Origin of the sequence: Succinispira mobilis DSM 6222, assembly GCF_000384135.1 — a bacterium.
GTDB lineage: Bacteria > Bacillota > Negativicutes > Acidaminococcales > Succinispiraceae > Succinispira > Succinispira mobilis.
The window spans coordinates 1,685,510-1,707,788 of the sequence record NZ_KB913028.1; the positions used below are offsets into that span (position 1 = coordinate 1,685,510).

Genomic DNA, 22,279 nt, shown 5'->3' on the forward strand with positions numbered 1-22,279 from the left:
CCTCTCTTTAATGTAGTTTATTTTTCAATTATACTACATTAATCAAGTACTTGTATAGTTTTTGTTGCTTTGAAAATCCAATTAAATTTATCTTTATTGAATAATTAATTACTTTAAGATTGCAACTTTCTAAATGATTTTATCTGTGATATTATTAGAGAAAATACAGTCTGATAGACATCTAGGAGGTGGTGAAAATGTTAAAATCGCTCCGTTCTCAGCTAATAATTATAGTTTCGGTTATGGTCATTTTAACTTTGTCAACTTCTATGTCTGTTTCATTTTATCTAAATTCCAATGATTTCGAACAGCATATTCGTGAAACAAACTCTATTATGGCCGAAAGTCTTGCAGCTAATATTAGGCAATATATGGAAAAAGCTTATAATATAAGCTTTGAGTTATCTGAAAACCCAGACATTATAAATTTTATACCAGAAAAGCAATCTATAATGCTCGAAGATTCTATAAAACACTATCCTTTTTTTCAATTGTTTGCCACGCACTCTCTCAATGGCGATCAAGTAGCTCGTTCTAGTGGAGTTCCCGCTAATCGCTCTGATCGTTGGTGGTTCAAAAAATTTCTTGTTGAAAAAAAAGATTATATTGGGCACTCTTATTATTCGGTTTTTTCCAATACAGCTATTATCACAATGATTCATGGTATTTATGATAAAGAAGCTTTAGTTGGCGTACTTATGTCAGATATCGAAACCAAAACCCTCCAGCCCATGGTCGAAAAATACAATTCCGGACCTGGAAGTTATGCCTACATTTTAGACGGTTCTGGCTTTGTAGTCGTCCATCCTGATAAAAAACAAGTTTATGAAATATATAACTATAAAACACAAAAAAAATTCAGTCTGCGCAAGGATGCCAATGGAATTCCCTTAAGAGATGATCGAGGCTACGAATTAACAGAAGAAATTGATTTTAAGATCCCTGAAAAATTAAAAATTATAATTGATAATGTTATGCAAGGTAAAACTGGATTAGGTGAATATACCGATTTTAATGGTGATGAATACATCTGTGCCTATCGTAGCATCCCTTTACCTGGAAACTCTGATCCTTGGAACTTAATTATGGTCCAAAAAAAGAATACCGCCTTTGCCTTTCTTAAAACTGTAGCTTGGAAGAATTCTTTAGTCGGATTTTTGGTTTTAGTAATTTCAATTTTTTCAACTTACAAATTTGCAACACGTATAACTAAACCCCTAACAAATATTGTAACCACTACCGAAATAGTAGCTAGTGGCAACTTTAATGTTGCTGTAAATCCTAGTGGTGAAAAAAATGAAATTGGACTTTTAGAAGCTAGTATCAACCAAATGATTGTAAATTTGAAAACTATGATGCAAGAACTAGAAACGAAAAACTTTCTTTTAAGAAAAGAAATACAAGAAAAACTAGCTGTTCAAAACACTTTAGCTTTTTCCGAAGAAAAATACTCCAAAGCTTTCCATCACGCCGCTGATATTGTCGCAATTATCAATGCCAGAACCCAGAAATATCTCGAACTAAACGACTCTTTTTATCGAACTTTTGGCTATACTCCTCAGGAAGTAATCGGTAAATCTGCTATCGATATCGGACTATGGGTTTCTATGCAGGAGCGAGACAATATTTTAGCAATGCTTGACAACCAAGAAATCGTCCGCAACGTTGAAGTATGTTGGCAAACTAAAACTGGCGATACTCGTTGGGGCCTTTGTTCTGTCGAAAAATTTACAATTGCTGGCGAAGAATATTTTCTTCAAGTTTGGCATGATATTACAACAACCAAAGAAATTAACGCCCAATTAGTAGCTGCTAAAGAAGATTTAGAAATCAAAGTAGACCTGCGAACACAAGAATTAACCGCAGTAAATCAAGAATTACGCTCTATGAACGAAACGCTTTCACATACTTTAGAACAATTACAACTAACGCAAGAACAGTTAGTTCAATCTGCTAAGATGGCTTCCTTAGGTAGTTTAGTTGCTGGTATTGCACATGAGGTTAATACGCCGATTGGAGTTAGTGTTACGGCAGCTTCTTATTTGTCTGATTTAAATAAAAAACTTAATAGCAGTTATGAAAAAAGCTCCCTATCAAGAGAAGAATTAGAAATTTATTTAAACGATTCAGAACAATCTTTGGCGATTCTTCTTTCCAATTTAAATAGAGCCGCTAATCTTATAAGCAGTTTTAAAAAAGTTTCCGTTGACCAGTCTAACGAAAATAAGCGAAATTTCATTGTAAATGAGTACTTAAACGAAATTCTTTTAACTTTAAAACCTAAATTCAAAAATACCAGTTTACTTGTCAACATTGATGGCGATCCTAACTTGGAAATATGTAGTTGTCCCGGGTCTTTAGGACAGATTTTAACCAATTTGCTAGATAATTCTTTAATTCATGCTTTCGATGCTAAATCAATTTCACCTAGAATTGATATTAGTTTTAAACTTGAAAATCGGAACTTTATTTTAATATATTCCGATAATGGTAAGGGTATGTCTGAAAGCGTTCGCCAAAAAATTTTCGATCCTTTTTTCACCACTAAAAGAAGTGAAGGGGGGACTGGATTAGGAATGCACATTGTTTATAATATTGTTAAGCAGACTTTTTTAGGTAATATAGAGTGTTCCAGCACTGTCGGTAGTGGAACTAGTTTTAAAATAACTTTTCCAGTTTAAATATCCCCAACTTAGGAGGCAAGAATATGGATTCAAATTCTACGACTAGCATGGATGACTGGCTTTTAAAAGAAAAATCTCCTATCCAAAACAAACTCCCAGAATTGGGGAATCATTGGAAAGTTTTAATTGTAGATGATGAAGAAGCTGTCCACAGCATTACTAAATTAGCATTAAGCAATTTGATCTTCGCCAATAAAAGCATCGAGTTTTTTAGCGCTTTCTCAGCTGCTCAAGCTAAAACAATTTTAACTGCTCATCCTGATATTGCCGTAATACTTTTAGATGTTGTCATGGAAGAAGATAATGCTGGCCTAAAGTTAGCCGAATATATTCGTTATAATTTAGAGAATCGTATAGTGCGAATTATCTTACGAACTGGCCAGCCTGGACAAGCCCCTGAAGAAAAAGTCATCTTAGAATACGATATAAATGACTATAAAGAAAAAACGGAACTGACCGCCAGAAAACTGTATAGCTCCATGATTACTGCTTTGCGCTCCTATCAAGATTTAGAGCGGATTAATTATAGTAAGCTAGGTTTGGAAAAAATCTTAGATGCGACAGCAACAATTTTCGCCATCCAATCTATTAAAAAATTCGCCACAGGTGTTCTTGAACAATTAGCAGCCCTCTTAAATATTAATGGTACTGCACTTTGTGTTCATCCCCAAGGTCTAATTGCCACTCGTGAAAGAACTACCGATTTTTTAGTTCTTGCCGGCACTGGTCAATTTAATAAAGTAATCGGTCTACCAATTTCCTCTGTTTTACCAGCCAAAATTAATAGTGAAATTGAAGCGATATTTGCAAGCAACAATTGTAATTTTCACAAAGGAACTAGCTATGTTTTATTTAGGAGTAAGCAAGGTTCAGATGGAATTCTTTATCTGGAAAGCAGTAAAAACCTTGATGAATTTGATCAAAATTTAATCGATATTTTTTGTGTAAATATCTGCATAGCTTTTGACAACTTGGAATTAAGTAGGGAAATTGAAGAGACACAACGAGATTGTATTTACACTCTAGGTGAAGCTGCTGAAGCTCGTTCTCAAGAAACTGGCAATCACGTAAAACGCGTTGCTGAATGTTGCTGGCTGTTGGCATTAAAGTATGGTCTGAGTTCCGAAGAGGCTGCTCTCTTGCGCATGGCTTCGCCAATGCATGATATTGGTAAATTAGCTATTCCCGACAGCATCCTAAACAAACCGGGGAAACTGACTGCTGAAGAATTTTCTATAATGCAAAACCACTGTGAAATCGGTTATTATATTATGAAAAAATCCCCACGCGCTATTTTGCAAACTGCTGCGATGATTGCCTATCAACATCACGAAAAATTCGATGGCACTGGTTACCCTCAAAAGCTTAATGGTTCTGAAACACATATTTTTAGCCGCATTACTGCTTTAATAGATGTTTTTGATGCTCTACATAGCGATAGAGTATATAAGAAGGCCTGGCCACTATCAGAAATTATTGAACTACTTCAACAAGAAAAAGGAAAACATTTCGACCCTCAATTAGTTGATTTGTTTCTAGCAAATTTAGATGAATTTCTAGACATATATCGTAAATTACCAGATTAAAAACACAGGTATTCCAAAAATAAATTGCTAAAATTATAGAGCATATTAATTCATGCTTCATGTTCTGCATTTATTTTAGTTGGATACCTGTGTTTTTTCTTTTTTAATTATTCCTATCAACGATAGTCTACAGCTGTAGTCAAGGTCTCTAGTAAAGATTTACCAGTGCGCATTAAAATATCTAAATCGGTAACAACAACTTTCATAATTGGAAGCCTTACTATTTCACCTTGAGCATTATATCTGCCTTGACTACCAAGTGCATGAATAACATATTGTTTTTCACCTTTCTCTCCCAAATACAACATTGTATGTCCATCCTTAAACAGTACTGTTGCTGGGGGTAAGCCTTTTATCAAAGCAACTTTATCGGCGTTAGACTTATTATTCAAACAAACAATACTAGCACTAGCAGTTTCTTGTTGGTCAGCATTACGTGGTAATTGTAAGCCAACCGTACGATATATATTTTCAATAAAGCTAGAACAATCTACACTATCATGTAAACCACCCCAACCATAAGGTTCTCCCTGAAATTTAAAAGCTTGCCTTATGATATTGGCTCTATTATAAGCAATATAACCTTCATTTACACCCTGAAGGCGTATTTTTTTACGCTGTTCTTGCAAAAAACCCTGATTATCTCGTTTTGGTAAAATAATTTCATACTCAGAACCTTTGGGTTTTTTAGTCAAAATTATTTTACTCCCCATCTGCCAAAGTAATTCTTCTTTTAAATTCATCATCTTCAAAAGTGGCTCTGTAACAATTAAAAATTTATCTGGGTTCGCATACTTTAACCAATCATTTTTATCTTTAGCTATTGCCAAATCTCTACTGTTTACCCATCCACGATAATTTTTAGTTTGCACGAAATAAAAATTTAAATCTTTACTTTGCCATAGTACTATTACAGCTTCACTTGGATCTATTGCTGTTTCTTGAAATAAGTCAAATTCCAAATCGTTTTTACTTTCATATACAGCTTCATCGCTCGGGAAAGTTCTTATATTACTGCGTCTAATAGTTACTGCATATTTAATCATTACTGTCGCTGGCAAATTTTCGATGTTTCTTTGCAATTCTAAATTTGCTTTCCAACCTGCATTTATCAATTCTCCTCGCCGATAAAGTTCTTCTCTAGGCATTTCCGCCGCACTCAAATAGCGAACTACCTCTTCTCTGTTTAAGTATTTAGGATATTCTATTAAATTTGGCATATCGCCAACTTGTAGCTGTTGAATTAAATAATTATAGCTTTTTATCTCCTCCTTCTCTAAAACAATTTCATTCAAACTTTCCTGTTCTAACCAAACTTTTAAATCTATTTTTTCCGCGACAACAAGACTATTGTTAGAAATAATTATCCCCATGAAAACTAGACTAATAACCACTATTTTTAACATATTATCTTCCTCCTATCAACGAAATATTATATATTTCTATTTGCAAATTATCAAGCTAACAATACTATTAAATTTATAATTATTAATACCATAATATTTTCCACTTAAACTAAAAATAAGCTATTTCCCAGAAAATATTCTTGTATTCTTGTATACTTTTCTATCTCTCTTGCCAAATTTAATATTTTGTTGTAAATTATATATTGTCATCTCAGTACTTCGTTTTTTCATACCAGATATACTCCTCTAAAAATTGCAATACTTAAATTCAAAACTATAAAGATTATTATATCTAATTTTTTTAAAAATTAGATATAATAATCAATTATGCAAAATATTTCAGTGTTGCTAATTGATTTTAAATTTAAAAGTTAAAGAGGAGTGTATTTTTTATGACCATGTTTTTAGGCTTTCTAGTTCTAATTGCTTGCTTAATCGTAGGCGTGCGTTTCGGTGGCTTAGGACTAGCAGTTGTATCTGGTATTGGCTTAACTATCTTCACATTTGTGTTAGGCTTAGTTCCAGGTAAACCACCTATCGATGTAATGTTAACAATTATGGCGGTTGTTACATGTTCTGGTTTTTTACAAGCCTCTAAAGGCTTGGATGTAATGCTTAAATTCGCAGAGAAATTTTTGCGGAGTAACCCCAAGTATGTAACAATACTTGCCCCAATGACAACTTGGTTCTTAACTGTTCTTTGTGGAACAGGACATATTGTTTATACGTTATTTCCAATAATTTATGATATTGCGATTAAACAAAATATTCGCCCTGAACGTCCTATGGCTGCTGCTTCTATTGCCTCACAAATGGGGGTTTGTGCCTCTCCTGCTTCTGTTGCAGTTGTATCTGTAGTTGCTATGTTAGCTAAATCGCCAATTCATTTCGGGGTTATCGAAATTCTTTCTGTTTCTATTCCAGCTAGTTTTTGTGGCGTTTTAGTTGCCAGTCTCTGGAGTATTCGTCGTGGCAAAGACTTAGATAATGATCCTGTTTTCCAAGCTAAAATTGCTGATCCTGAGCAAAAAGCTTATATATATGGAACTTCCGAAAATAGCACTATTGCAACTTTAGCCGATCAAAAACTGCCTTCTTCCGCTTATTTGGCTACGGGAATTTTTTTAGCCGGCATTGCGGCTATTGCTTTATTCGGTAGTTTCCCTGAACTCCTACCGCATTTTCCTAATGCAAAAGGCGCTTTAAAACCACTGTCTATGACCCTTACCATCCAAATAGCAATGCTTTTTATTGCAGCACTAATCATGATTGCTTGCAAAGTTAAAGTTGCTGATGTAACCAACGGTTCAGTGTTTAAAGCTGGAACTATTGCTGTTGTTTCTGTCTATGGTGTTGCTTGGATGGCAGACACTTATTTTGGGGCGTATTTACCCTTACTCAAAAAATCTTTAGGCCAAATTGTTATAGCTTATCCTTGGCTGTATGCTGTAGTTTTATTACTTGTTTCCAAATTAGTAAATTCACAAGCTGCAGCTTTAGCAATTATTGTGCCCATGGCTCTTAGTGTTGGCGTAAGTCCTTTAGTTATTGTTTCCTTTATAACGGCTTGTTATGGTTATTTTATTCTTCCTACCTATCCATCAGACTTAGCCTGCATAGGCTTTGACCGCTCTGGTACCACTGGAATTGGTAAGTTTGTAATTAATCATAGCTTTATCATCCCTGGATTAATCGGAATTTTCACTGGTTGCAGTGTAGGTTATATTTTAGTAAAAATTTTATATTAATGAAATTCCAAAATTTTAAGAGGTAAGATAGAATTCTATCTTACCTCTTTTTATACTACTTCTCTACCACAAGTAATTCTTTAGAATAATCTTTTAGGAGTTCTAACTTTTCCAGCTTATTTTCCCGAGGTAATTGCATCGTAAATTTGTCTATTTTACAAACTTCAACTTGTGCTTTACCCAAACTAGCCGCTAATAAATGCCCCCCTTTAGTTTTGTCTTGCGACAGAAAATGCAAATGATAACCTGGAACATTCACTCCTGCAACATATGCTGGACAATAAAATCCTAAAATTGTGCCCTTTATATTTTTATATTCAAAAACAGGTTGGTTTTTAGTTATTTCAACCAAGGGTTTATATGGTTTTTCTTGACTAGGCACACTTCTTGTTTTTATTTCTTTAAAATCCCCAGATACTTTAATAGCATAAAAATAATTTTTATCACTTACTACTTCATTTAATTTAGTTTGCAACTGTTCATAATTTTCCACATTAAAAATAACCCGACTAATCTCAGGGGTAAAATAAGTTACTGCGGCAAAGGGAGTTTTTACTTTATTAGCTACAAGTTCTACTTTTCCACTTGCTTTTACTTTATAAACCTGTCCATCTAAAAAAATCATTTCTCCATCTAATTTATCGAAAGTTCCTATGCCAAAATCTCCATATTTACTTAATGTCTGCATATCTATTTCCCCGTCATAATGACCACTCAACAAGGCATTTATAGTCGAGACTTGGTACAAACTTTTTAGCTCTTTGGCCTCCGCCCAACTAAAATTTAAAAATACTAAACACATAACTATTATTAATTTAAAACATTTTTTTTGCAATACATTCACTTCCTTGTTATCATTTTTAGATATTTTCAATTTGCCAATCAATAGGCTCTAAACCATGCTTAGTTAAGAACTCGTTAGCCTTGCTAAAATGTTTACACCCAAAAAAACCTCGAAATGCTGATAGTGGACTTGGATGAGGCGCTTGCAAAATCAAATGTTTAGGATTATTTAACAATGAAATTTTTTGTTGGGCTGGTCTCCCCCATAAGAAAACAACTACAGGACGTTCTATTTTATTTACAGCCTTAATTACCGCATCAGTAAATAATTCCCACCCCAATCCTTGATGCGAGTTTGCTTGGTGCGCTCGTACTGTTAACACTGTATTTAACAATAAAACTCCTTGTTTTGCCCATTTTTCAAGATAACCATTATTGGGAACATAACAGCCTAAATCTGTTTGTAATTCTTTGTAAATATTCATCAAAGAAGGCGGAATTGTTTCTTTAGGTGCTACGGAAAAACTAAGCCCATGGGCTTGACCTGGATTATGATAAGGATCTTGCCCCACTAACAGAACTTTTACTTTCTCTAAAGGCGTAAAGTGAAAGGCGTTGAATATATCTTCAGCTATTGGATAAATAACTTTACTATTGTATTCTTTTATTAAAACCTGTCTTAAATTCAAATAATATTGCTTTTCAAATTCTTCGCCAATTACAGTTAACCAATCATTATTTATTTTCGCCATTCATACTGCTCCTTCCTAACCTACTATGCTAAATTTTACTATTGAAAATCATATTTTACAATAGCTTACTTTATCAAAGGTGTTCAAAAGTAAATTGGCAGTCACCCTAATTTTATGTTACAATAATTTTGTTTTGTTTTTTATAGGTAAACATTTTAATGAAAGGACTAATATATGAACCAAGGAAATTTCAGTGGCTTGATGCCTATTATCGTCTTTCTTTTGTTATTTATCGGTAGCGGGATTATTGCAAATAGTTTCTATGCACTACCGACAATTGTTGCTTTTTTAATTGCCTTAGTTATTGCATTTTTACAAAATCGCCGGCTTAACTTCAACCAAAAACTTGCAGTTGTTGCCAAAAGCATGGGCAATGAAAACATTATGATTATGTGTCTAATATTTATTTTAGCAGGAGCATTTTCTGGGGCTGTGCAAGCTGCTGGTGGTGTAGAAAGCACTGTAAACTTAGGATTATCAATTTTACCAGCCAAAATAGCCGTAGCGGGCTTGTTTGTTATTGCCTGTTTTATTTCTTTGGCAATGGGCACTTCTGTAGGAACCATAGTAGCTTTAACCCCTATTGCCGTAGGCATCAGCGAAAAAACCGGCTTTCTCGGTGCAATGTGCATTGGCGCAGTAGTTTGCGGTGCAATGTTTGGAGATAATTTATCAATGATTTCTGATACCACAATCGCTGCCACTCGTACACAAGGCTGTGCCATGAAAGATAAATTCAAAGAAAATTTCTTTATTGTCCTGCCAGCTGCAATTATAACTATCGCTTTATTTCTTTTTTTAGCTTGGAATGCTAATTATCGCATTAGTGAAAACTTAAACTATGATTTACTGAAAATCTTGCCTTACTTAGTAGTTCTAGTTGGTGCACTATCCGGATTAAATGTTTTTTTAATTTTAATCGCAGGCACAATTTTATCTATTATAATAGGTGTGTTTACTAATTCGATTGCTGCAAGTAATATTTTTTCCGTTATCGCGAGCGGCAAAGACGGTACTGGTGGAATTATGAGTATGTATGATATAACCGTTATTTCAATTGTTGTCGCTGGAATCATTGGTTTAGTTAAAGAAAATGGTGGGATTGATTATTTACTTACGACCATAAAAAACCGTGTTCGCAGCAAAAAAGGTGCTGAACTAGGTATCGCTGCGCTTAGCTCCTTGGTAGATATTTCAACTGCCAATAACACTATTGCCATTGTTATGGCTGGTCCAATTGCAAAAGATATCGCTGATGAATATAAACTTTCTCCGAGCCGTACAGCGGCACTTTTAGATATTTTCACTTCTGTCTGGCAAGGGATTATTCCTTATGGAGCCCAACTATTGTATGCTAGTGCTGGCGCTACTGCTGTGGGCTTAACCCTTGCCCCCATTGAAATTCTGCCTTATTTATTCTATCCAATTTTAATGGGAATATTTGCTTTAATAAATATTATCAGCAAAAAAAACACCTAACAATTCATCATCACTGTCTCCATTTGACACTATATTTAAGCTAAATAAGTTACATCAGTAAAATAATTTTTATTATTTTGTTGCTTTTTTTACAAAAATATTTGTGTTTTTTACAAAAAGTAATTTCCAGCTTTACTATATATCTGGTATATGCTAAAATGTCCTTATCTTATTTAGTTTCTTAAAACATAATATTATAGTTAAAGGTGCCTAATTAGGCTTAAATCAAGGGAAGTTCGGTGTAAATCCGACACGGTCACGCCACTGTAAACACAATTTTGTGTAAGTCAGATCGCTGCCTTTAATTTTAGTGCTTTGCCTGCGAGTGACGGGAAAGCAGCTTGATTTATGATTGCTTTTACCTTGTAATTTAAAATCTCCTGCTGCTTACTATAGCAACAGGAGATTTTTATTTTTATATTTTCTAAGGAGGTTTATTTTGAAAAAAAAATTACTTTATAAAATTGGCCAAATATTATTGGTTTTGCTGGGAATTAGCTTTTTAACTTTTGCCTTAACTATGTTTTCACCTGGCGATCCTGTCAAACAAATGATCACCGGTGGCGAAGACTTATTCATCACTGAAGCAGAAGTGGAAGCTCTAAGACATGAACTCGGTTTAGACAAACCCTTTATTTTTCAGTATCTTGCCTGGTTAGAAAAAGCGGTGAGCGGCGATTTTGGTTATTCTTTTATGGCCAAATTACCAGTTACCACAATACTTTGGGAACGCTTACCAGCTACCTGCTTCTTGTCCTTAGCGTCTCTAGGCTTCATGCTAGTAGTCTCTGTCCCTCTAGGAGTTCTCGCGGCAGTAAAACGTAATGGCTTTTTTGATGCTGCAGTTCGTTTTCTAACTTTCTTCGGCATTTCTATTCCTGGATTTTGGTTAGGACTAATGTTACTTTGGTTATTTGGACTACATTTAGGGTGGCTACCTATTGTCGGCAGTCGCGTTGCCTTAGATACAATTATCTTACCGACCTTAACCTTAGGAATTGCGATGTCCTCTAAATATACCCGCCAAGTCAGAACGGCAATTTTAGAAGAACTTAATCAAGACTATGTTATCGGTGCCCGTGCCCGTGGTTTAAGCGAAAAACATATTTTATTTAAAGAAGTTCTGCCTAATGCCATGCTACCTTTAGTTACCCTTTTAGGTCTGTCTCTTGGCTCTTTATTAGGCGGAGCAGCCGTTATTGAAATAGTTTTTTCTTGGCCTGGCTTAGGTCGTTTAGCTGTGGAAGCAATAACCTACCGTGATTTTAATTTAGTTCAAGGTATCGTTCTCTGGATTGCTTTAATTTATATGTGTATTAATCTTCTAGTTGATTTTTCCTATAGTTATCTCGATCCTCGCTTAAAAAAAGGAGGTAACTAAAATGGATAAATTATTAATTGGTTTTAAAACTAATCGTCCTTTTGCAATTTATACAATTCTTACCGTTTTATTATTTACAACAGCCCTAGCAGCCCCCCTAATTGTTCCCTATAATCCAATTGATGCAACCTTGCAAAATGCATTTCAACCCCCTTCGGCAGAACATTTATTCGGAACGGACAAACTAGGACGTGATTGTTTTTCGCGTATTCTCTACGGAGCTAAATACTCCTTAACTGCTGTTTTAGCCTTAGTTACCAGTGTATTTATTATCGGCACTAGCTTAGGAGTTATTTCTGGCTATTTTGGTGGAAAAATTGATATTGTAATTATGCGAATTTCTGATATTATGATTTCTTTTCCAGGGATGATTTTAGCGATTGCTGTAGCTGGAATTATGGGCGGTAGTTTAACTAATGCAATTATCGCCTTAACTATCGTTAGCTGGACTAAATATGCTCGTTTAGCCCGTAGCTTAGTTTTAAAAATAAAAAAGCGCGACTTTATTGAGGCCGCTATTATTAATGGTGGCAAACCAACGCATATTCTTTGGACGCATATTGCCCCCAATATTCTTCCATTAATGATTATTACCGCTGCAACTGATATTGGCAGTATGATGCTGGAGTTAGCAGGTCTATCATTTTTGGGTTTTGGTGCCCAACCACCTACTCCCGAATGGGGCTTAATGCTTAATGAAGGCCGCCAACAACTGCAAACTGCGCCTTGGTTAATGCTCTATCCCGGTTTAGCAATTTTAGTTACTGTAGTAATTTTAAATCTTTGGGGCGATAGCCTCCGTGATGTCTTAGACCCCCGCCAAGAAGATTAAAATATTTATAAAAACAAAGGAAGTGTTTTTTGTGTGTAAAAATTTAAAAAAAGCTTTAGCAATCACCTGTATTGGTCTTATGTCTTTATCTGTTCTCGGTTGTGGTGGCGGCGATAAAAATAAAGCTGCCAACAAAGATACCTTGAAATTTGCTGTAACCAATTTTGCCGATAGTCTAGAACCTACAGATAACTATTTTGCCTGGGTAGTAGTTCGTTACGGTCTAGGTGAATGTTTAGTTAAATTTGATAAACAAATGAATAATACTCCTTGGCTGGCTGAAAGTTGGCAAATCAGCCCGGATAAATTAACTTGGACTTTTAAAATTAATGATAAATCTAAATTTTCTAATGGCAACAAATTAACTGCTGCAGCTGTAAAAAGTTCTCTTGAGCGGGTATTTGCTAAATCTAATCGCGCTAAAACTTTTTTCGAATATGCTGAAATAACTGCTGATGGGCAAACTTTAGTTATAAAAACTACCAAACCTTGCCCGGGATTACCTGGGATGCTTGCCGATCCATTATTTGTAATTATCGACACCAGCGTCAAAGATCGGGATTATGCTAAACAAGGTCCAATTTGTACTGGTCCTTATGTCGTTAAATCTTTTACTAAAGCTAAGTCCATAATGGAAGCTAATCCTAACTATTGGGATGGAACCGTGCCTTTTAAAACCATTGAAATTCCTTCTATTGATGATGCCAATACCAGAGCTATGGCCCTGCAATCTGGTGAAGTTGATATGGCTGTAAATATTGCCCCTGGGGATTTGTCTTTATTTAATAAAAAGGACAAATATAATATAACGGAAATTGCCTCTTTGCGTACAGCTTTAGCGCGCTTAAATGTTGCTACTGGACACCCTTTAAGTGACCAACGTGTGCGTGAGGCCTTAATTTCAAGTCTAGATAGAGAAACTTACAGTAAAGTGCTTTTGAAAAATACTTTCATTCCTGGGAAAGCGCCAATTCCACCTTCTCTTGATTATGGTTTTAATAAACTAGTTGATAAAAATGCATATAATGTAGAGCGCGCTAAAAAATTACTTGCAGAAGCGGGTTGGAAAGATAGTGATGGCGACGGCATTCTTGATAAAGATGGAAAACCTTTGACTCTAAACTTTGTATATTACAGTGGTCGAGCAGAATTGCCAATTTTTGCTGAAGCAACTCAAGCTGATGCTAAAAAGGTAGGCTTTGACATTAAATTAAAAAATGTTGACTACAATGTTCTTGACGGTATGGGGCAACGCGGTGAATTTGACCTAATAATTTCTAATATAATTACTGCTAACACTGGTGATCCTGAAATATATATGAATTGGTATTGGAAGACAAATATTAACGGTAGCAACCCACAAAATGGCGCAGGCTACAGCAATCCTAAATATGATGCCTTAAGCGATAGCTTATCGATCGAATTCGATGCAGCCAAAAGAAAAGATTTAATTATAAGTATGGAGCAAATTCTTATGGATGATGCCGCTGCAATTTTCTTTGGCTATCCTAAGACTAATATGATTAACAGTACTAATATCGTTGGCGCTGAAATTTTACCTGCTGATTACTATTGGATCACTAAAGACATAAAACCAGCAAAATAATTTATATTACCATTTACGAAAGGATAATTATAAAACTATGTTATTAAAAATTTCGGATTTAGATATTAGCTATAACGGTAATGCAACTGTTAAAAATGTTAATCTTGAACTGCAAGAGCAGGAAGTTATTGCCATAGTTGGCGAGAGCGGTAGTGGGAAAACAACCTTGATTAGAGCGATCATGTCTTGCCTGCCTACAGCAGCAACAGTTACAAACGGTTCCATCTTGTTTAACGGCGTTGATATTCTAAAAAACACGCCTAAACAAAATCGTGCCCTCTGTGGCCATGATATTTCCATGATTTTTCAAGATACAGGTAATATGATTAATCCTATTCGTAAAATAGGTACTCAATACATAGACTATATTTTAAATCATGCTCCTAATCTAGATAAAAATCAAGCTTATACAATAGCTACAGAAATGCTTCTTAAAGTGCATTTACCTAATCCTGAGAATATAATGTCTTCTTACCCGTTTGAGTTATCTGGAGGAATGCGCCAACGTGTGGGCATTGCTATGTCACTTACCTTTAATCCCAAAATACTATTAGCCGACGAGCCAACTAGCGCTCTGGATGTTACTACCCAAGCCCAAATAGTTCGGCAAATGATGGATATAAAGAAAGAATTCAGTACCGCCATAATAATTGTTACGCATAATATCGGGGTCGCTTCTTTTATGGCCGATAAAATTATCGTAATGAAAAATGGAGTTATTGTTGAAAGTGGTTCCTGCGAGCAAGTAATAAAAAACCCTCAACATGAATACACGCAAAAACTTTTAGATTCAGTAATTGAAATTGGAGGAAAACGTTTTGTCTAATACAATTTTAGAGATAAAAGGTTTAACCAAAAAGTTCTTAAATGAGCAAGGTCAAACACTTACTGCTTGTAATAACATTTCCCTAACAGCGACCAAAGGGCAAACTTTAGGCATTGTTGGCGAAAGTGGTTGCGGTAAAACTACTTTAATGCGCACTCTTACCCAAATATTTCCAGCCAATGGCGGCGAAATCATCTTAGATGGTGTTAATATCTTAAACTTAAGCGGTGAAGCCGCAAGGCAATCTCGTCGCAAACTACAGATGGTATTTCAAGATCCTTCATCTTCTTTCAACCCTAAAATGAAAGTAAAAGATATTATTTGTGAGCCTTTGTTGAATTTTAATTTAATTAAAAAAGCTGATGTTGACAACAAAGCTAGCGAGTTATTGACTTTAGTTGAGCTTCCACCTGACTTTAAAGACCGCTATCCTCATAGCATGAGTGGCGGACAACGCCAACGTCTCGGTATAGCTCGTGCTTTATCGCTAGAGCCAGAAATTATAATTTTTGATGAAGCGACTTCAGCTCTAGATGTTTCTGTACAAAATACAATTTGTGAGTTACTAGCAAAATTGCAACGTGAAAAACAGCTAACCTATTTGTTTATTTGCCATGATCTAGCTTTAGTAAATAGCTTTTCTCATAAAATAGCGGTAATGTATTTAGGCAATATTGTAGAAATGCTCGATAACACAAAATATGAACTATCGGCAGATGCTCTACATCCTTATACTAAAGCCTTGATAAAATCTGTTTTTACTTCTAACACCAAAATAATTGAACCCCTGGAAGGTGATATCCCTAGTCCTATAGATTTACCTAAAGGCTGTCCTTTCCAAAGTCGTTGTGCCATTGCCCAAGAAATTTGCAGTAGCGAACCACCTGTTTTAAAGCAAATTAAAGTTGGGCATCAAGCTGCTTGCCATTTAATTTAACCTACTTCTTCAACTTTAAAATATTGTCTTTTAAAAAAACTATTTGCTTATTTTCAATTGCTCATAATGCTAAAATACAACAGGGTTATCATGTAATGATACCCTGTTGTATTTTTTTGCTACAAAGTGTCTAGCCTTGATTTTTTTCAACTTAAAAAATTAAACTTATTACTTTTCATTAGCTAAATGATTCAGTTGCTCTGTTAAACTATGAATTTCTTCAATGCTAGCGGTTACTTCTTGAATTGCCGCCGCTTGTTGTTCTACCGTCGAAGATGTTTCGTTACCCATAACTACAGTTTTAGTTACAGAATCCCGAATCACAGTGGTAAACTCTTTTATTTTACCTACTGTTTGCTTAGAATCTTCGGCTAATTTACGAATTTCTTGTGCAACAACACTAAACCCTAAACCAGCTTCTCCGGCCCTAGCTGCTTCTATCGCTGCATTTAATCCTAATAATCGAGTTTGATCCGCAATCTCTTTAATCAAATCCATTACTTGATTAATTTGTGCTGTAACTACATCTACATTTTTTATTTCCGAATTCAATTTGTTTTGATTTTCGCTAACCGTTCCTGCAGAAGCTGCCATTTCTTCCATGGTTGAGGATATTTGCGCAATTCCATCATTTAAGACATCAGATATTGACTGTAATTTGCGTTGCTGGTAAGCACTTTTAGACATATTATTAGCGACTATAAATAATACATTAGCCGCAGCTTCAATCCCCTCTTTAGACAACTTACGAATATCTTGCACCGATTTTACATATTCCTCTTCATTTACACCTATTTCTTTAGCAATTCTACGATATTTCGCTTCGTCGGGTAATTCTGTTAGCACTTGCCCCCCTAAAATAGTACCAATTTGTCTTCCTTCTAATAAAATCGGAGCAGCAAAATCAATCAAACCCGCGTGACATTCATATACTACAGGTCGACCTAAACGAGCAGCTTCTTCTCCACCTTTTTTATGTGAAGCCGCACAACGCTTATCTCCGCAATCCGTAGAATGAGTATGATCGCAAAATCTTGTATAGCTACTTGGCTTAGTTACAGGATTGCCATCTGTATCAACAGTTACACTAGCAAGTCCAACCCCCTTAGCAAAATCATCTTGAAATCTTTGCAAAAACTCCAAATCAATTACATCTGTCAATTTAATGTTTTGCAAATCTTGAATATTTTTTGTTTTTGAATTTTGCATCATACTCTTTGCACTCCTCTTATTTTTTATAGCTAAAAACACTTTTTTTGTGTTTTAGTTACTTTGAAAATAAATCTTTCTGTTTCGGATTTTGAAATGTAGGCGTTTTAAAAAACATAAGTCTTTTCAGTAAGTACCAACTAACTAATTTGTTGTCAATATTTTAATTAATTGTAGCATATTCCGAAAAATGAAACAATACTTCTAGTAACAAGCCTTATATCAATCATAATAATTTATTTAACTATTTAAACCGATTTAGCCTATTTATAAAAATCATCTTCCCCTTATATTCCTTACTCTTTTACAAAAAACTCCATTTTCATTCTAAAAGCATTTTTTTCTTATGTTTCTCTATTTCTTGCCCCTGTGTTAATATAGTATCCTTTACAACAAACTTGACCTTTCCCATATTTGTACTTTATTTTCAACTATCGCTATTGTATAGCTTTAAGATTTTCGGAACCATGTGCACAATCCATGGTTTTCTATACACAAAAAAGAAAAAAGTCTGTATATCACTATACAGACTTTACTTACTTGGAGCTACTGACGGGAATTGAACCTGCGACCTGCTGATTACGAATCAGCTGCTCTACCAACTGAGCTACAGTAGCAAAATAATTGCAGTATTATTATCCACCTAAATTAAATTTCAGTCAAGTGTTTTATAAAAATTCATTTAATCTTTCATTATCGGAATAACCGCTGCATAAATTATATCTTCGCGCTTGTAGGCCTCATCTTCAGCTAAAACAAAAGCTTGTCCACAAACTTTTCCATCACATTTCTCTACTAAGCGCTTCATAGCCGCTAAAGAGGCTCCAGAACTAACAACATCGTCTACAATTAGAACTTTTTTCTCTGCCAATAAGATTTTTTTCTCTAAATCGAACCAAAGTTTTTGTTGCTTTCCCGTAGTTATCGTTTGCACACTTTCCGATATTGCCTGTGGATTATACAACTTTTGCTCTTTCCGGAATATCACCACATCTTTGTCGAACCTCTCTGCTAATGCAAAAGCTAATGGTATTCCTTTACTTTCCGAAGAAGCAATAACATCAAAATCACCTGCTATTTTTTCCTTAATTTTTGCACTTAAAGCATTCACAGCTGAAACTAACATCTTCCTATCAGACATAGTATCAAATAAAGCTATTTTCACCCCTGGACTAACTTCGATTATTGGTAATATATATTTTGTTTGGTCTAAAATTATTTCATAACCTTTTTGCATTGGTCCTCCACTTTATTACTTTTTTCACGAAAAAAATTATACCATATTTTTAATCATTCTTGTAGTTTACATGATATTTTTCTGCAAGTTCCGCTAATTTTTCACCGCTTAACCTATATACTGTCCATTCGTCCATTGCTTTAGCGCCCATTTGGTAATAAAATTCAAGCGAATTTTTATTCCAATCTAAACACCACCACTCCAGACGACCACAATTACGTTTAATGGCTAGCTCTGCTAAATAAGCTAACATTATTTTCCCTAAGCCTTTGCCACGCACTTCAGGGCGAATATATAGATCTTCTAAATATATTCCTGCTTTACCCAAAAATGTAGAGAAATTGTGAAAAAATAAGGCAAAAGCTACTGGTTCACCTAAGTATTCGCCAATTATTACTTCAGCTTGTTTTTTCACAAAAAGAGAATCATACAGTATTTCTTCCGTAGCCACAACCTCTGCTAGCAACTTTTCGTAGCCAGCCAGCTCTTTTATTAATTCTAAAATCAATTTATTATCCGCTGCCTGTGCAAAGCGTATCTTAAAATTTTTATTTATTTGTTCACACATATTTTAATCTATCCTTTATTTTCTAATAACTTTTAATAAATTTTCGCTAATTTATTGAATGCCCTAATAGTATATCATAATCATTGCTTGTTACTATGCCTATTTACTCCCAGCTTACTACCACTATTGCACCCACTCTGCACCCATTGATACACGGCTTTTTGCACGCGGGTTGCACGCATGACCTGCGGTTTTTTCGAGCAACAAAATAAAAAAAGCCTACACATTAGCTGTATAGGCTGAATTTACTTGGAGCGGGTGGCGAGATTCGAACTCGTGACCCACGGCTTGGGAATGCGGGAATTGGATTTGGTGTCTTTTGCTGTTAATGATGCGGAGCCTTAAAATACAAGGCTTCGCGCTATTAACATTTGGTGTTTGTTAGTTATATTTTGTAGTATTTGGTGAAAAATAAGCCACTAATAAGCCACTAAAAACGTATATGTATGCTGCTTTACTCTCAGACAAGATAGGGCAACTCACCCGCCGCCTTGTTTAGTCCGGATAGATCACTTCATCCCGGCTAATTCCATTTAACTTCTTGGCAAGGTAATGCGCCAAGCCGCAAAGGGCCTACTTCAAGATTGCCCAAGTTAGTAATTTGAGCGATAGGCTCATACTGACGGACAACCTTAGCCAAAATGACTTAAGCCAACTTGATCTTTGGCTTGCGCACTGAGTTCTCCGCTCCTTGTTTATTTCGGGTTATAACTAAAACGATTTAACCGTAGAACGCTAACCATACTTCATCAGTTAGTGTTGGTGAAAATACATCATGCCGCCCATAAGGCTTAAAGGTGTAACACCGTGCACGATGGTTGACGAGCCTGCGGAAAAGCTGGGGTTTTGGCAATTCCATACTGTAACATCTTGCACGCTGGTATACTACTTTTACTTAGTGGCGTGGTCAAGATGTGGTCATATTTCTTTTGAGAGAACACAAGTGAGATGAAATCTGCTCAGTCGATACTAATGCCTGAACAGTAATGACTATAGCTCTTAATCCGTCCGCTGGAATCGAACTTGTGCACCCGGCTCCGGCCGACTCGGCCCTACCCACCTATAGACCCTCGTAGTTGCTGCACTCGCGGCACTTTTTTTGCCCAAAAACTCCTGTTAACACGCTGTTCCAGTTAAGAAAATCATAACCAACTTTTTGCCAATTTCCAAGGCTTCCTATACATTAAAACTGTGTTAAATAGCCTTAGATTACATCAGGATAGGCTACTACTTGTTTCCACTCTTGAAGAACGGTTGATGCTATTTCGTATGTGAGTTTTTCTCCATTCTTGAAGGTAAAAACTACTTCTGCCTTATCCGCTGATTTTATCAGATTTACCAGTCGCTTTACCTTTACGTCATTTTCATTGTCGTAAACTTCTACTCTCGCTTCGGTTAGATATTTACCTTTGCTTTCGCCGTATAGCGGAAGCTTATTGAAGTTTCCTCGGGGAAGGACGTATGTTTTAGTTCCATCAAACTGGAGAGTAGCCTCTGTTATATAGTCTACAGATTCGTTTTCATTAATCGTCACGGTTTGATCAAAACCAAACCTATAACCTGTAATGCTTGGATAAAATAATTTCACCATGAATGCTTCAACTTTGATATCTTGATTAGTTATTATGTTAGATGAATTAAATATCGTTTGTCTAGGATCATTAACCTCACTTATCTTAGCAAAGCAGACAGACATAGTGAGAAGCATAAAACAACCTATCACGATTAGACATTTAGTTATTCTCATTAATATGTACCTCTTTAATAAAATTTTTCATCGACCCTAACGCCAGCCAGGAAAATCCTTTAACTTTTTCCCCCAGTATTCTCTCTCATATAAGTATTGTTGGCGTTTAGACCACAAGTAAGGCAAAAGTATTAGTCCACCCATGAAAGGGTACACCTTTGCAGGTTTAAGATGGCTTACAATGTCCAAAAAGAAACTACCAACTCCTAACCCTACGATAAGCATTGCAATCATACATATATTAGCCTTACGATTCCACTTATCATAACCACCTTTACAGTGATTATAAACAGTATTTTCTTGAGCAACAATCTCCTGTTTTACCTCTCCCCAAACTCTGTCAGACATTTGGTTTCTGTATTCTTCCTTAAATCTTGTTATAGCTTCCTGAAGTATCAGTTTAGCTTGGTCTAAATGTTTCTGCGTAACTCCTTCTTCCTCGTCACCCTCATAAAAAAGCAAGAACTAGTCCTTTATTTCATTAATATATGCTTCTGCGGCATCGTAGTCTTCAAGGCTTAATAAGTGCTGTTTATATGTCTCGAAATCGTTTATTTGAGCAAACCAATACAGTTTATCCTTAAAGAATCGATTCTCTATGTGTGGATGAACTTCCTCTAAATCCATCGTCCTTAGGCTTTGCCATAGAAGTTTTCCTACTGGTGTTACCATCTAAGTCCTCCAAATTTACTGTCAATCGTATCGTTCTGAATATTTTCTCCTCTTAGTCTATACCGAATATTACTATTAATAAGGGGGTAATTCCTGTTTTTTTAGATTGTAACCATTTACCAGTACATAGCTAAATTTTCACCGCATCCATAAAAACTCTTGTAGCAGCTGCAATTAGCTGTGTATAAATCAACGTTTTTCCTAGATCAGCATGTCCTAACCAATTTTGCACAGTAGTTATCGGCACTCCTTGGGTCAAACAATTTACAGCAAAGTTATGTCGGAATGTATGTGGGTGATTACGTTCATCGTTCTCGAATGCGTTTTCACAAGCAGTGGCAACCCAGTCTTCCTACCAATTGGAAAAAGCTTGTCCATGCGGCCCAACTGATTTTGGTTAATCCATATAGCAATCTCACCGATAAACTCTGTTTGGAGCGGAACAAAACGCACATGATTCTTTCTCTTTAATGTCTGAATATGAACCACCTTATTCACTAAATCAAGATCGGCCACAGATACGTTTAGTGCTTCGCTAATCCGACAGCCTGTCCGCCATAGAAAATGGCATAGAAATAGGCGTTGTAGTGCTTTTCATGCAAACTGTCACAAAGGACCATCCTTACTTCATAACTGATGAAGTATTTGGGGAAATCCCCTGCGGCAGCTGTTGAAAGCGCCAATGCTTTTTTTTGATTGAAACACTTTTGTTATACTTGTTCTACATAACATCCGTAATAATCAAGCATTCTTACATAAAAAGAGTCGTCCCGAACACTTGAGGGCACAAATTGGGAGGATGTATACGCCGCACAGACAGCTTTAA

The 22,279-nt window shown here is 35.5% G+C and carries 18 protein-coding genes, 1 tRNA gene, 2 pseudogenes and 1 riboswitch; of the genes and pseudogenes, 9 read left to right on the forward strand and 12 right to left on the reverse strand.

The window, feature by feature from the left end:
• The first annotated feature begins 197 nt into the window (after positions 1–197).
• Both SUCMO_RS11030 and SUCMO_RS0107970 read left to right on the forward strand, forming a co-directional pair.
• Positions 198–2,681, forward strand: a complete 2,484-nt coding sequence (locus SUCMO_RS11030; protein WP_019880143.1) for a cache domain-containing protein — start codon at positions 198–200, stop codon at positions 2,679–2,681.
• Between the two features lie 26 nt (positions 2,682–2,707).
• The gene (locus tag SUCMO_RS0107970; protein WP_019880144.1) at positions 2,708–4,270 is read left to right on the forward strand and encodes a DUF3369 domain-containing protein; all 1,563 of its coding nucleotides are present in this window, start codon (positions 2,708–2,710) and stop codon (positions 4,268–4,270) included.
• Positions 4,271–4,386: 116 nt separating this feature from the next.
• On the opposite strand, the gene SUCMO_RS0107975 is transcribed toward SUCMO_RS0107970, so the two are convergent.
• Entirely contained in the window at positions 4,387–5,676 is a 1,290-nt protein-coding gene (locus tag SUCMO_RS0107975; RefSeq protein ID WP_019880146.1) for an SH3 domain-containing protein, read from the reverse strand.
• A 392-nt stretch (positions 5,677–6,068) separates the two neighbouring features.
• On the opposite strand from SUCMO_RS0107975, the gene SUCMO_RS0107985 reads away from it, so the two are divergent.
• Positions 6,069–7,424 (forward strand): anaerobic C4-dicarboxylate transporter, encoded by a 1,356-nt coding sequence (locus SUCMO_RS0107985; RefSeq protein WP_019880148.1) that lies wholly within the window; start codon positions 6,069–6,071, stop codon positions 7,422–7,424.
• 55 nt (positions 7,425–7,479) lie between these two features.
• Here SUCMO_RS0107985 and budA read toward each other — a convergent pair whose 3' ends face one another.
• Both budA and SUCMO_RS0107995 read right to left on the reverse strand, forming a co-directional pair.
• Positions 7,480–8,226 carry an acetolactate decarboxylase gene (gene budA, locus SUCMO_RS0107990; protein ID WP_156819273.1) on the reverse strand — a complete coding sequence of 249 codons (747 nt, stop codon included), beginning with the start codon at positions 8,224–8,226 and terminating at the stop codon, positions 7,480–7,482.
• A 58-nt stretch (positions 8,227–8,284) separates the two neighbouring features.
• Positions 8,285–8,959, reverse strand: coding sequence for a uracil-DNA glycosylase (locus SUCMO_RS0107995; RefSeq protein ID WP_019880150.1), 675 nt, complete (start codon positions 8,957–8,959; stop codon positions 8,285–8,287).
• A 174-nt stretch (positions 8,960–9,133) separates the two neighbouring features.
• Between SUCMO_RS0107995 and SUCMO_RS0108000 the strand changes: the two genes are divergently transcribed.
• From SUCMO_RS0108000 to SUCMO_RS0108025, 6 genes are all read left to right on the forward strand, one after another.
• A complete protein-coding gene (locus tag SUCMO_RS0108000) occupies positions 9,134–10,438 on the forward strand; it encodes a Na+/H+ antiporter NhaC family protein (RefSeq protein WP_019880151.1) in 1,305 nt (434 codons plus the stop codon).
• Between the two features lie 212 nt (positions 10,439–10,650).
• Positions 10,651–10,781: riboswitch (adenosylcobalamin (AdoCbl) riboswitch) on the forward strand.
• Between the two features lie 93 nt (positions 10,782–10,874).
• Entirely contained in the window at positions 10,875–11,819 is a 945-nt protein-coding gene (gene nikB / locus SUCMO_RS0108005) for a nickel ABC transporter permease (RefSeq protein ID WP_028953959.1), read from the forward strand.
• 1 nt (position 11,820) lies between these two features.
• Positions 11,821–12,651, forward strand: coding sequence for a nickel transporter permease (gene nikC / locus SUCMO_RS0108010; protein WP_019880153.1), 831 nt, complete (start codon positions 11,821–11,823; stop codon positions 12,649–12,651).
• A 79-nt stretch (positions 12,652–12,730) separates the two neighbouring features.
• Complete coding sequence (locus SUCMO_RS0108015) at positions 12,731–14,257, forward strand: ABC transporter substrate-binding protein (RefSeq protein ID WP_051084579.1); 1,527 nt, start codon at positions 12,731–12,733, stop codon at positions 14,255–14,257.
• Between the two features lie 37 nt (positions 14,258–14,294).
• Complete coding sequence (locus SUCMO_RS0108020) at positions 14,295–15,083, forward strand: ABC transporter ATP-binding protein (protein WP_019880156.1); 789 nt, start codon at positions 14,295–14,297, stop codon at positions 15,081–15,083.
• Positions 15,076–16,020 carry an oligopeptide/dipeptide ABC transporter ATP-binding protein gene (locus tag SUCMO_RS0108025; protein ID WP_019880157.1) on the forward strand — a complete coding sequence of 315 codons (945 nt, stop codon included), beginning with the start codon at positions 15,076–15,078 and terminating at the stop codon, positions 16,018–16,020. The genes SUCMO_RS0108020 and SUCMO_RS0108025 overlap by 8 nt, the downstream gene beginning before the upstream one ends.
• A 168-nt stretch (positions 16,021–16,188) precedes the next feature.
• Here SUCMO_RS0108025 and SUCMO_RS0108030 read toward each other — a convergent pair whose 3' ends face one another.
• The 9 genes and pseudogenes from SUCMO_RS0108030 to SUCMO_RS11775 all read right to left on the reverse strand — a co-directional run.
• Positions 16,189–17,232 (reverse strand): PocR ligand-binding domain-containing protein, encoded by a 1,044-nt coding sequence (locus tag SUCMO_RS0108030; RefSeq protein WP_019880158.1) that lies wholly within the window; start codon positions 17,230–17,232, stop codon positions 16,189–16,191.
• A gap of 538 nt (positions 17,233–17,770) precedes the next feature.
• Positions 17,771–17,846 (reverse strand) — tRNA-Thr (locus SUCMO_RS0108035).
• Positions 17,847–17,911: 65 nt separating this feature from the next.
• Positions 17,912–18,466 (reverse strand): phosphoribosyltransferase family protein, encoded by a 555-nt coding sequence (locus SUCMO_RS0108040; protein ID WP_019880159.1) that lies wholly within the window; start codon positions 18,464–18,466, stop codon positions 17,912–17,914.
• A 49-nt stretch (positions 18,467–18,515) separates the two neighbouring features.
• The gene (locus tag SUCMO_RS0108045) at positions 18,516–19,034 is read right to left on the reverse strand and encodes a GNAT family N-acetyltransferase (RefSeq protein ID WP_019880160.1); all 519 of its coding nucleotides are present in this window, start codon (positions 19,032–19,034) and stop codon (positions 18,516–18,518) included.
• A gap of 1,204 nt (positions 19,035–20,238) precedes the next feature.
• The gene (locus SUCMO_RS0108050; protein WP_019880161.1) at positions 20,239–20,781 is read right to left on the reverse strand and encodes a hypothetical protein; all 543 of its coding nucleotides are present in this window, start codon (positions 20,779–20,781) and stop codon (positions 20,239–20,241) included.
• A gap of 36 nt (positions 20,782–20,817) precedes the next feature.
• Positions 20,818–21,129: a hypothetical protein gene (locus tag SUCMO_RS0108055; RefSeq protein WP_156819274.1), complete on the reverse strand. Its 312-nt coding sequence runs from the start codon at positions 21,127–21,129 to the stop codon at positions 20,818–20,820.
• Positions 21,130–21,246: 117 nt separating this feature from the next.
• Complete coding sequence (locus SUCMO_RS0108060; protein ID WP_019880163.1) at positions 21,247–21,453, reverse strand: hypothetical protein; 207 nt, start codon at positions 21,451–21,453, stop codon at positions 21,247–21,249.
• 130 nt (positions 21,454–21,583) lie between these two features.
• Positions 21,584–21,754: pseudogene (locus SUCMO_RS11640) on the reverse strand (tyrosine-type recombinase/integrase); the annotation flags it as partial.
• Positions 21,718–22,014: pseudogene (locus SUCMO_RS11775) on the reverse strand (tyrosine-type recombinase/integrase); the annotation flags it as partial. The pseudogenes SUCMO_RS11640 and SUCMO_RS11775, both read right to left, overlap by 37 nt.
• Positions 22,015–22,279: the final 265 nt, after the last annotated feature.

Coding starts and splice junctions, on each gene's coding strand:
- SUCMO_RS11030 (WP_019880143.1), top strand. CDS start 198: ATGTTAAAATCGCTCCGTTCTCAGCTAATAATTATAGTTTCGGTTATG.
- SUCMO_RS0107970 (WP_019880144.1), top strand. CDS start 2,708: ATGGATTCAAATTCTACGACTAGCATGGATGACTGGCTTTTAAAAGAA.
- SUCMO_RS0107975 (WP_019880146.1), bottom strand. CDS start 5,676: ATGTTAAAAATAGTGGTTATTAGTCTAGTTTTCATGGGGATAATTATT.
- SUCMO_RS0107985 (WP_019880148.1), top strand. CDS start 6,069: ATGACCATGTTTTTAGGCTTTCTAGTTCTAATTGCTTGCTTAATCGTA.
- budA (WP_156819273.1), bottom strand. CDS start 8,226: ATGTGTTTAGTATTTTTAAATTTTAGTTGGGCGGAGGCCAAAGAGCTA.
- SUCMO_RS0107995 (WP_019880150.1), bottom strand. CDS start 8,959: ATGGCGAAAATAAATAATGATTGGTTAACTGTAATTGGCGAAGAATTT.
- SUCMO_RS0108000 (WP_019880151.1), top strand. CDS start 9,134: ATGAACCAAGGAAATTTCAGTGGCTTGATGCCTATTATCGTCTTTCTT.
- nikC (WP_019880153.1), top strand. CDS start 11,821: ATGGATAAATTATTAATTGGTTTTAAAACTAATCGTCCTTTTGCAATT.
- SUCMO_RS0108015 (WP_051084579.1), top strand. CDS start 12,731: ATGTCTTTATCTGTTCTCGGTTGTGGTGGCGGCGATAAAAATAAAGCT.
- SUCMO_RS0108020 (WP_019880156.1), top strand. CDS start 14,295: ATGTTATTAAAAATTTCGGATTTAGATATTAGCTATAACGGTAATGCA.
- SUCMO_RS0108030 (WP_019880158.1), bottom strand. CDS start 17,232: ATGATGCAAAATTCAAAAACAAAAAATATTCAAGATTTGCAAAACATT.
- SUCMO_RS0108040 (WP_019880159.1), bottom strand. CDS start 18,466: ATGCAAAAAGGTTATGAAATAATTTTAGACCAAACAAAATATATATTA.
- SUCMO_RS0108045 (WP_019880160.1), bottom strand. CDS start 19,034: ATGTGTGAACAAATAAATAAAAATTTTAAGATACGCTTTGCACAGGCA.
- SUCMO_RS0108050 (WP_019880161.1), bottom strand. CDS start 20,781: ATGAGAATAACTAAATGTCTAATCGTGATAGGTTGTTTTATGCTTCTC.
- SUCMO_RS0108055 (WP_156819274.1), bottom strand. CDS start 21,129: ATGTCTGACAGAGTTTGGGGAGAGGTAAAACAGGAGATTGTTGCTCAA.
- SUCMO_RS0108060 (WP_019880163.1), bottom strand. CDS start 21,453: ATGGTAACACCAGTAGGAAAACTTCTATGGCAAAGCCTAAGGACGATG.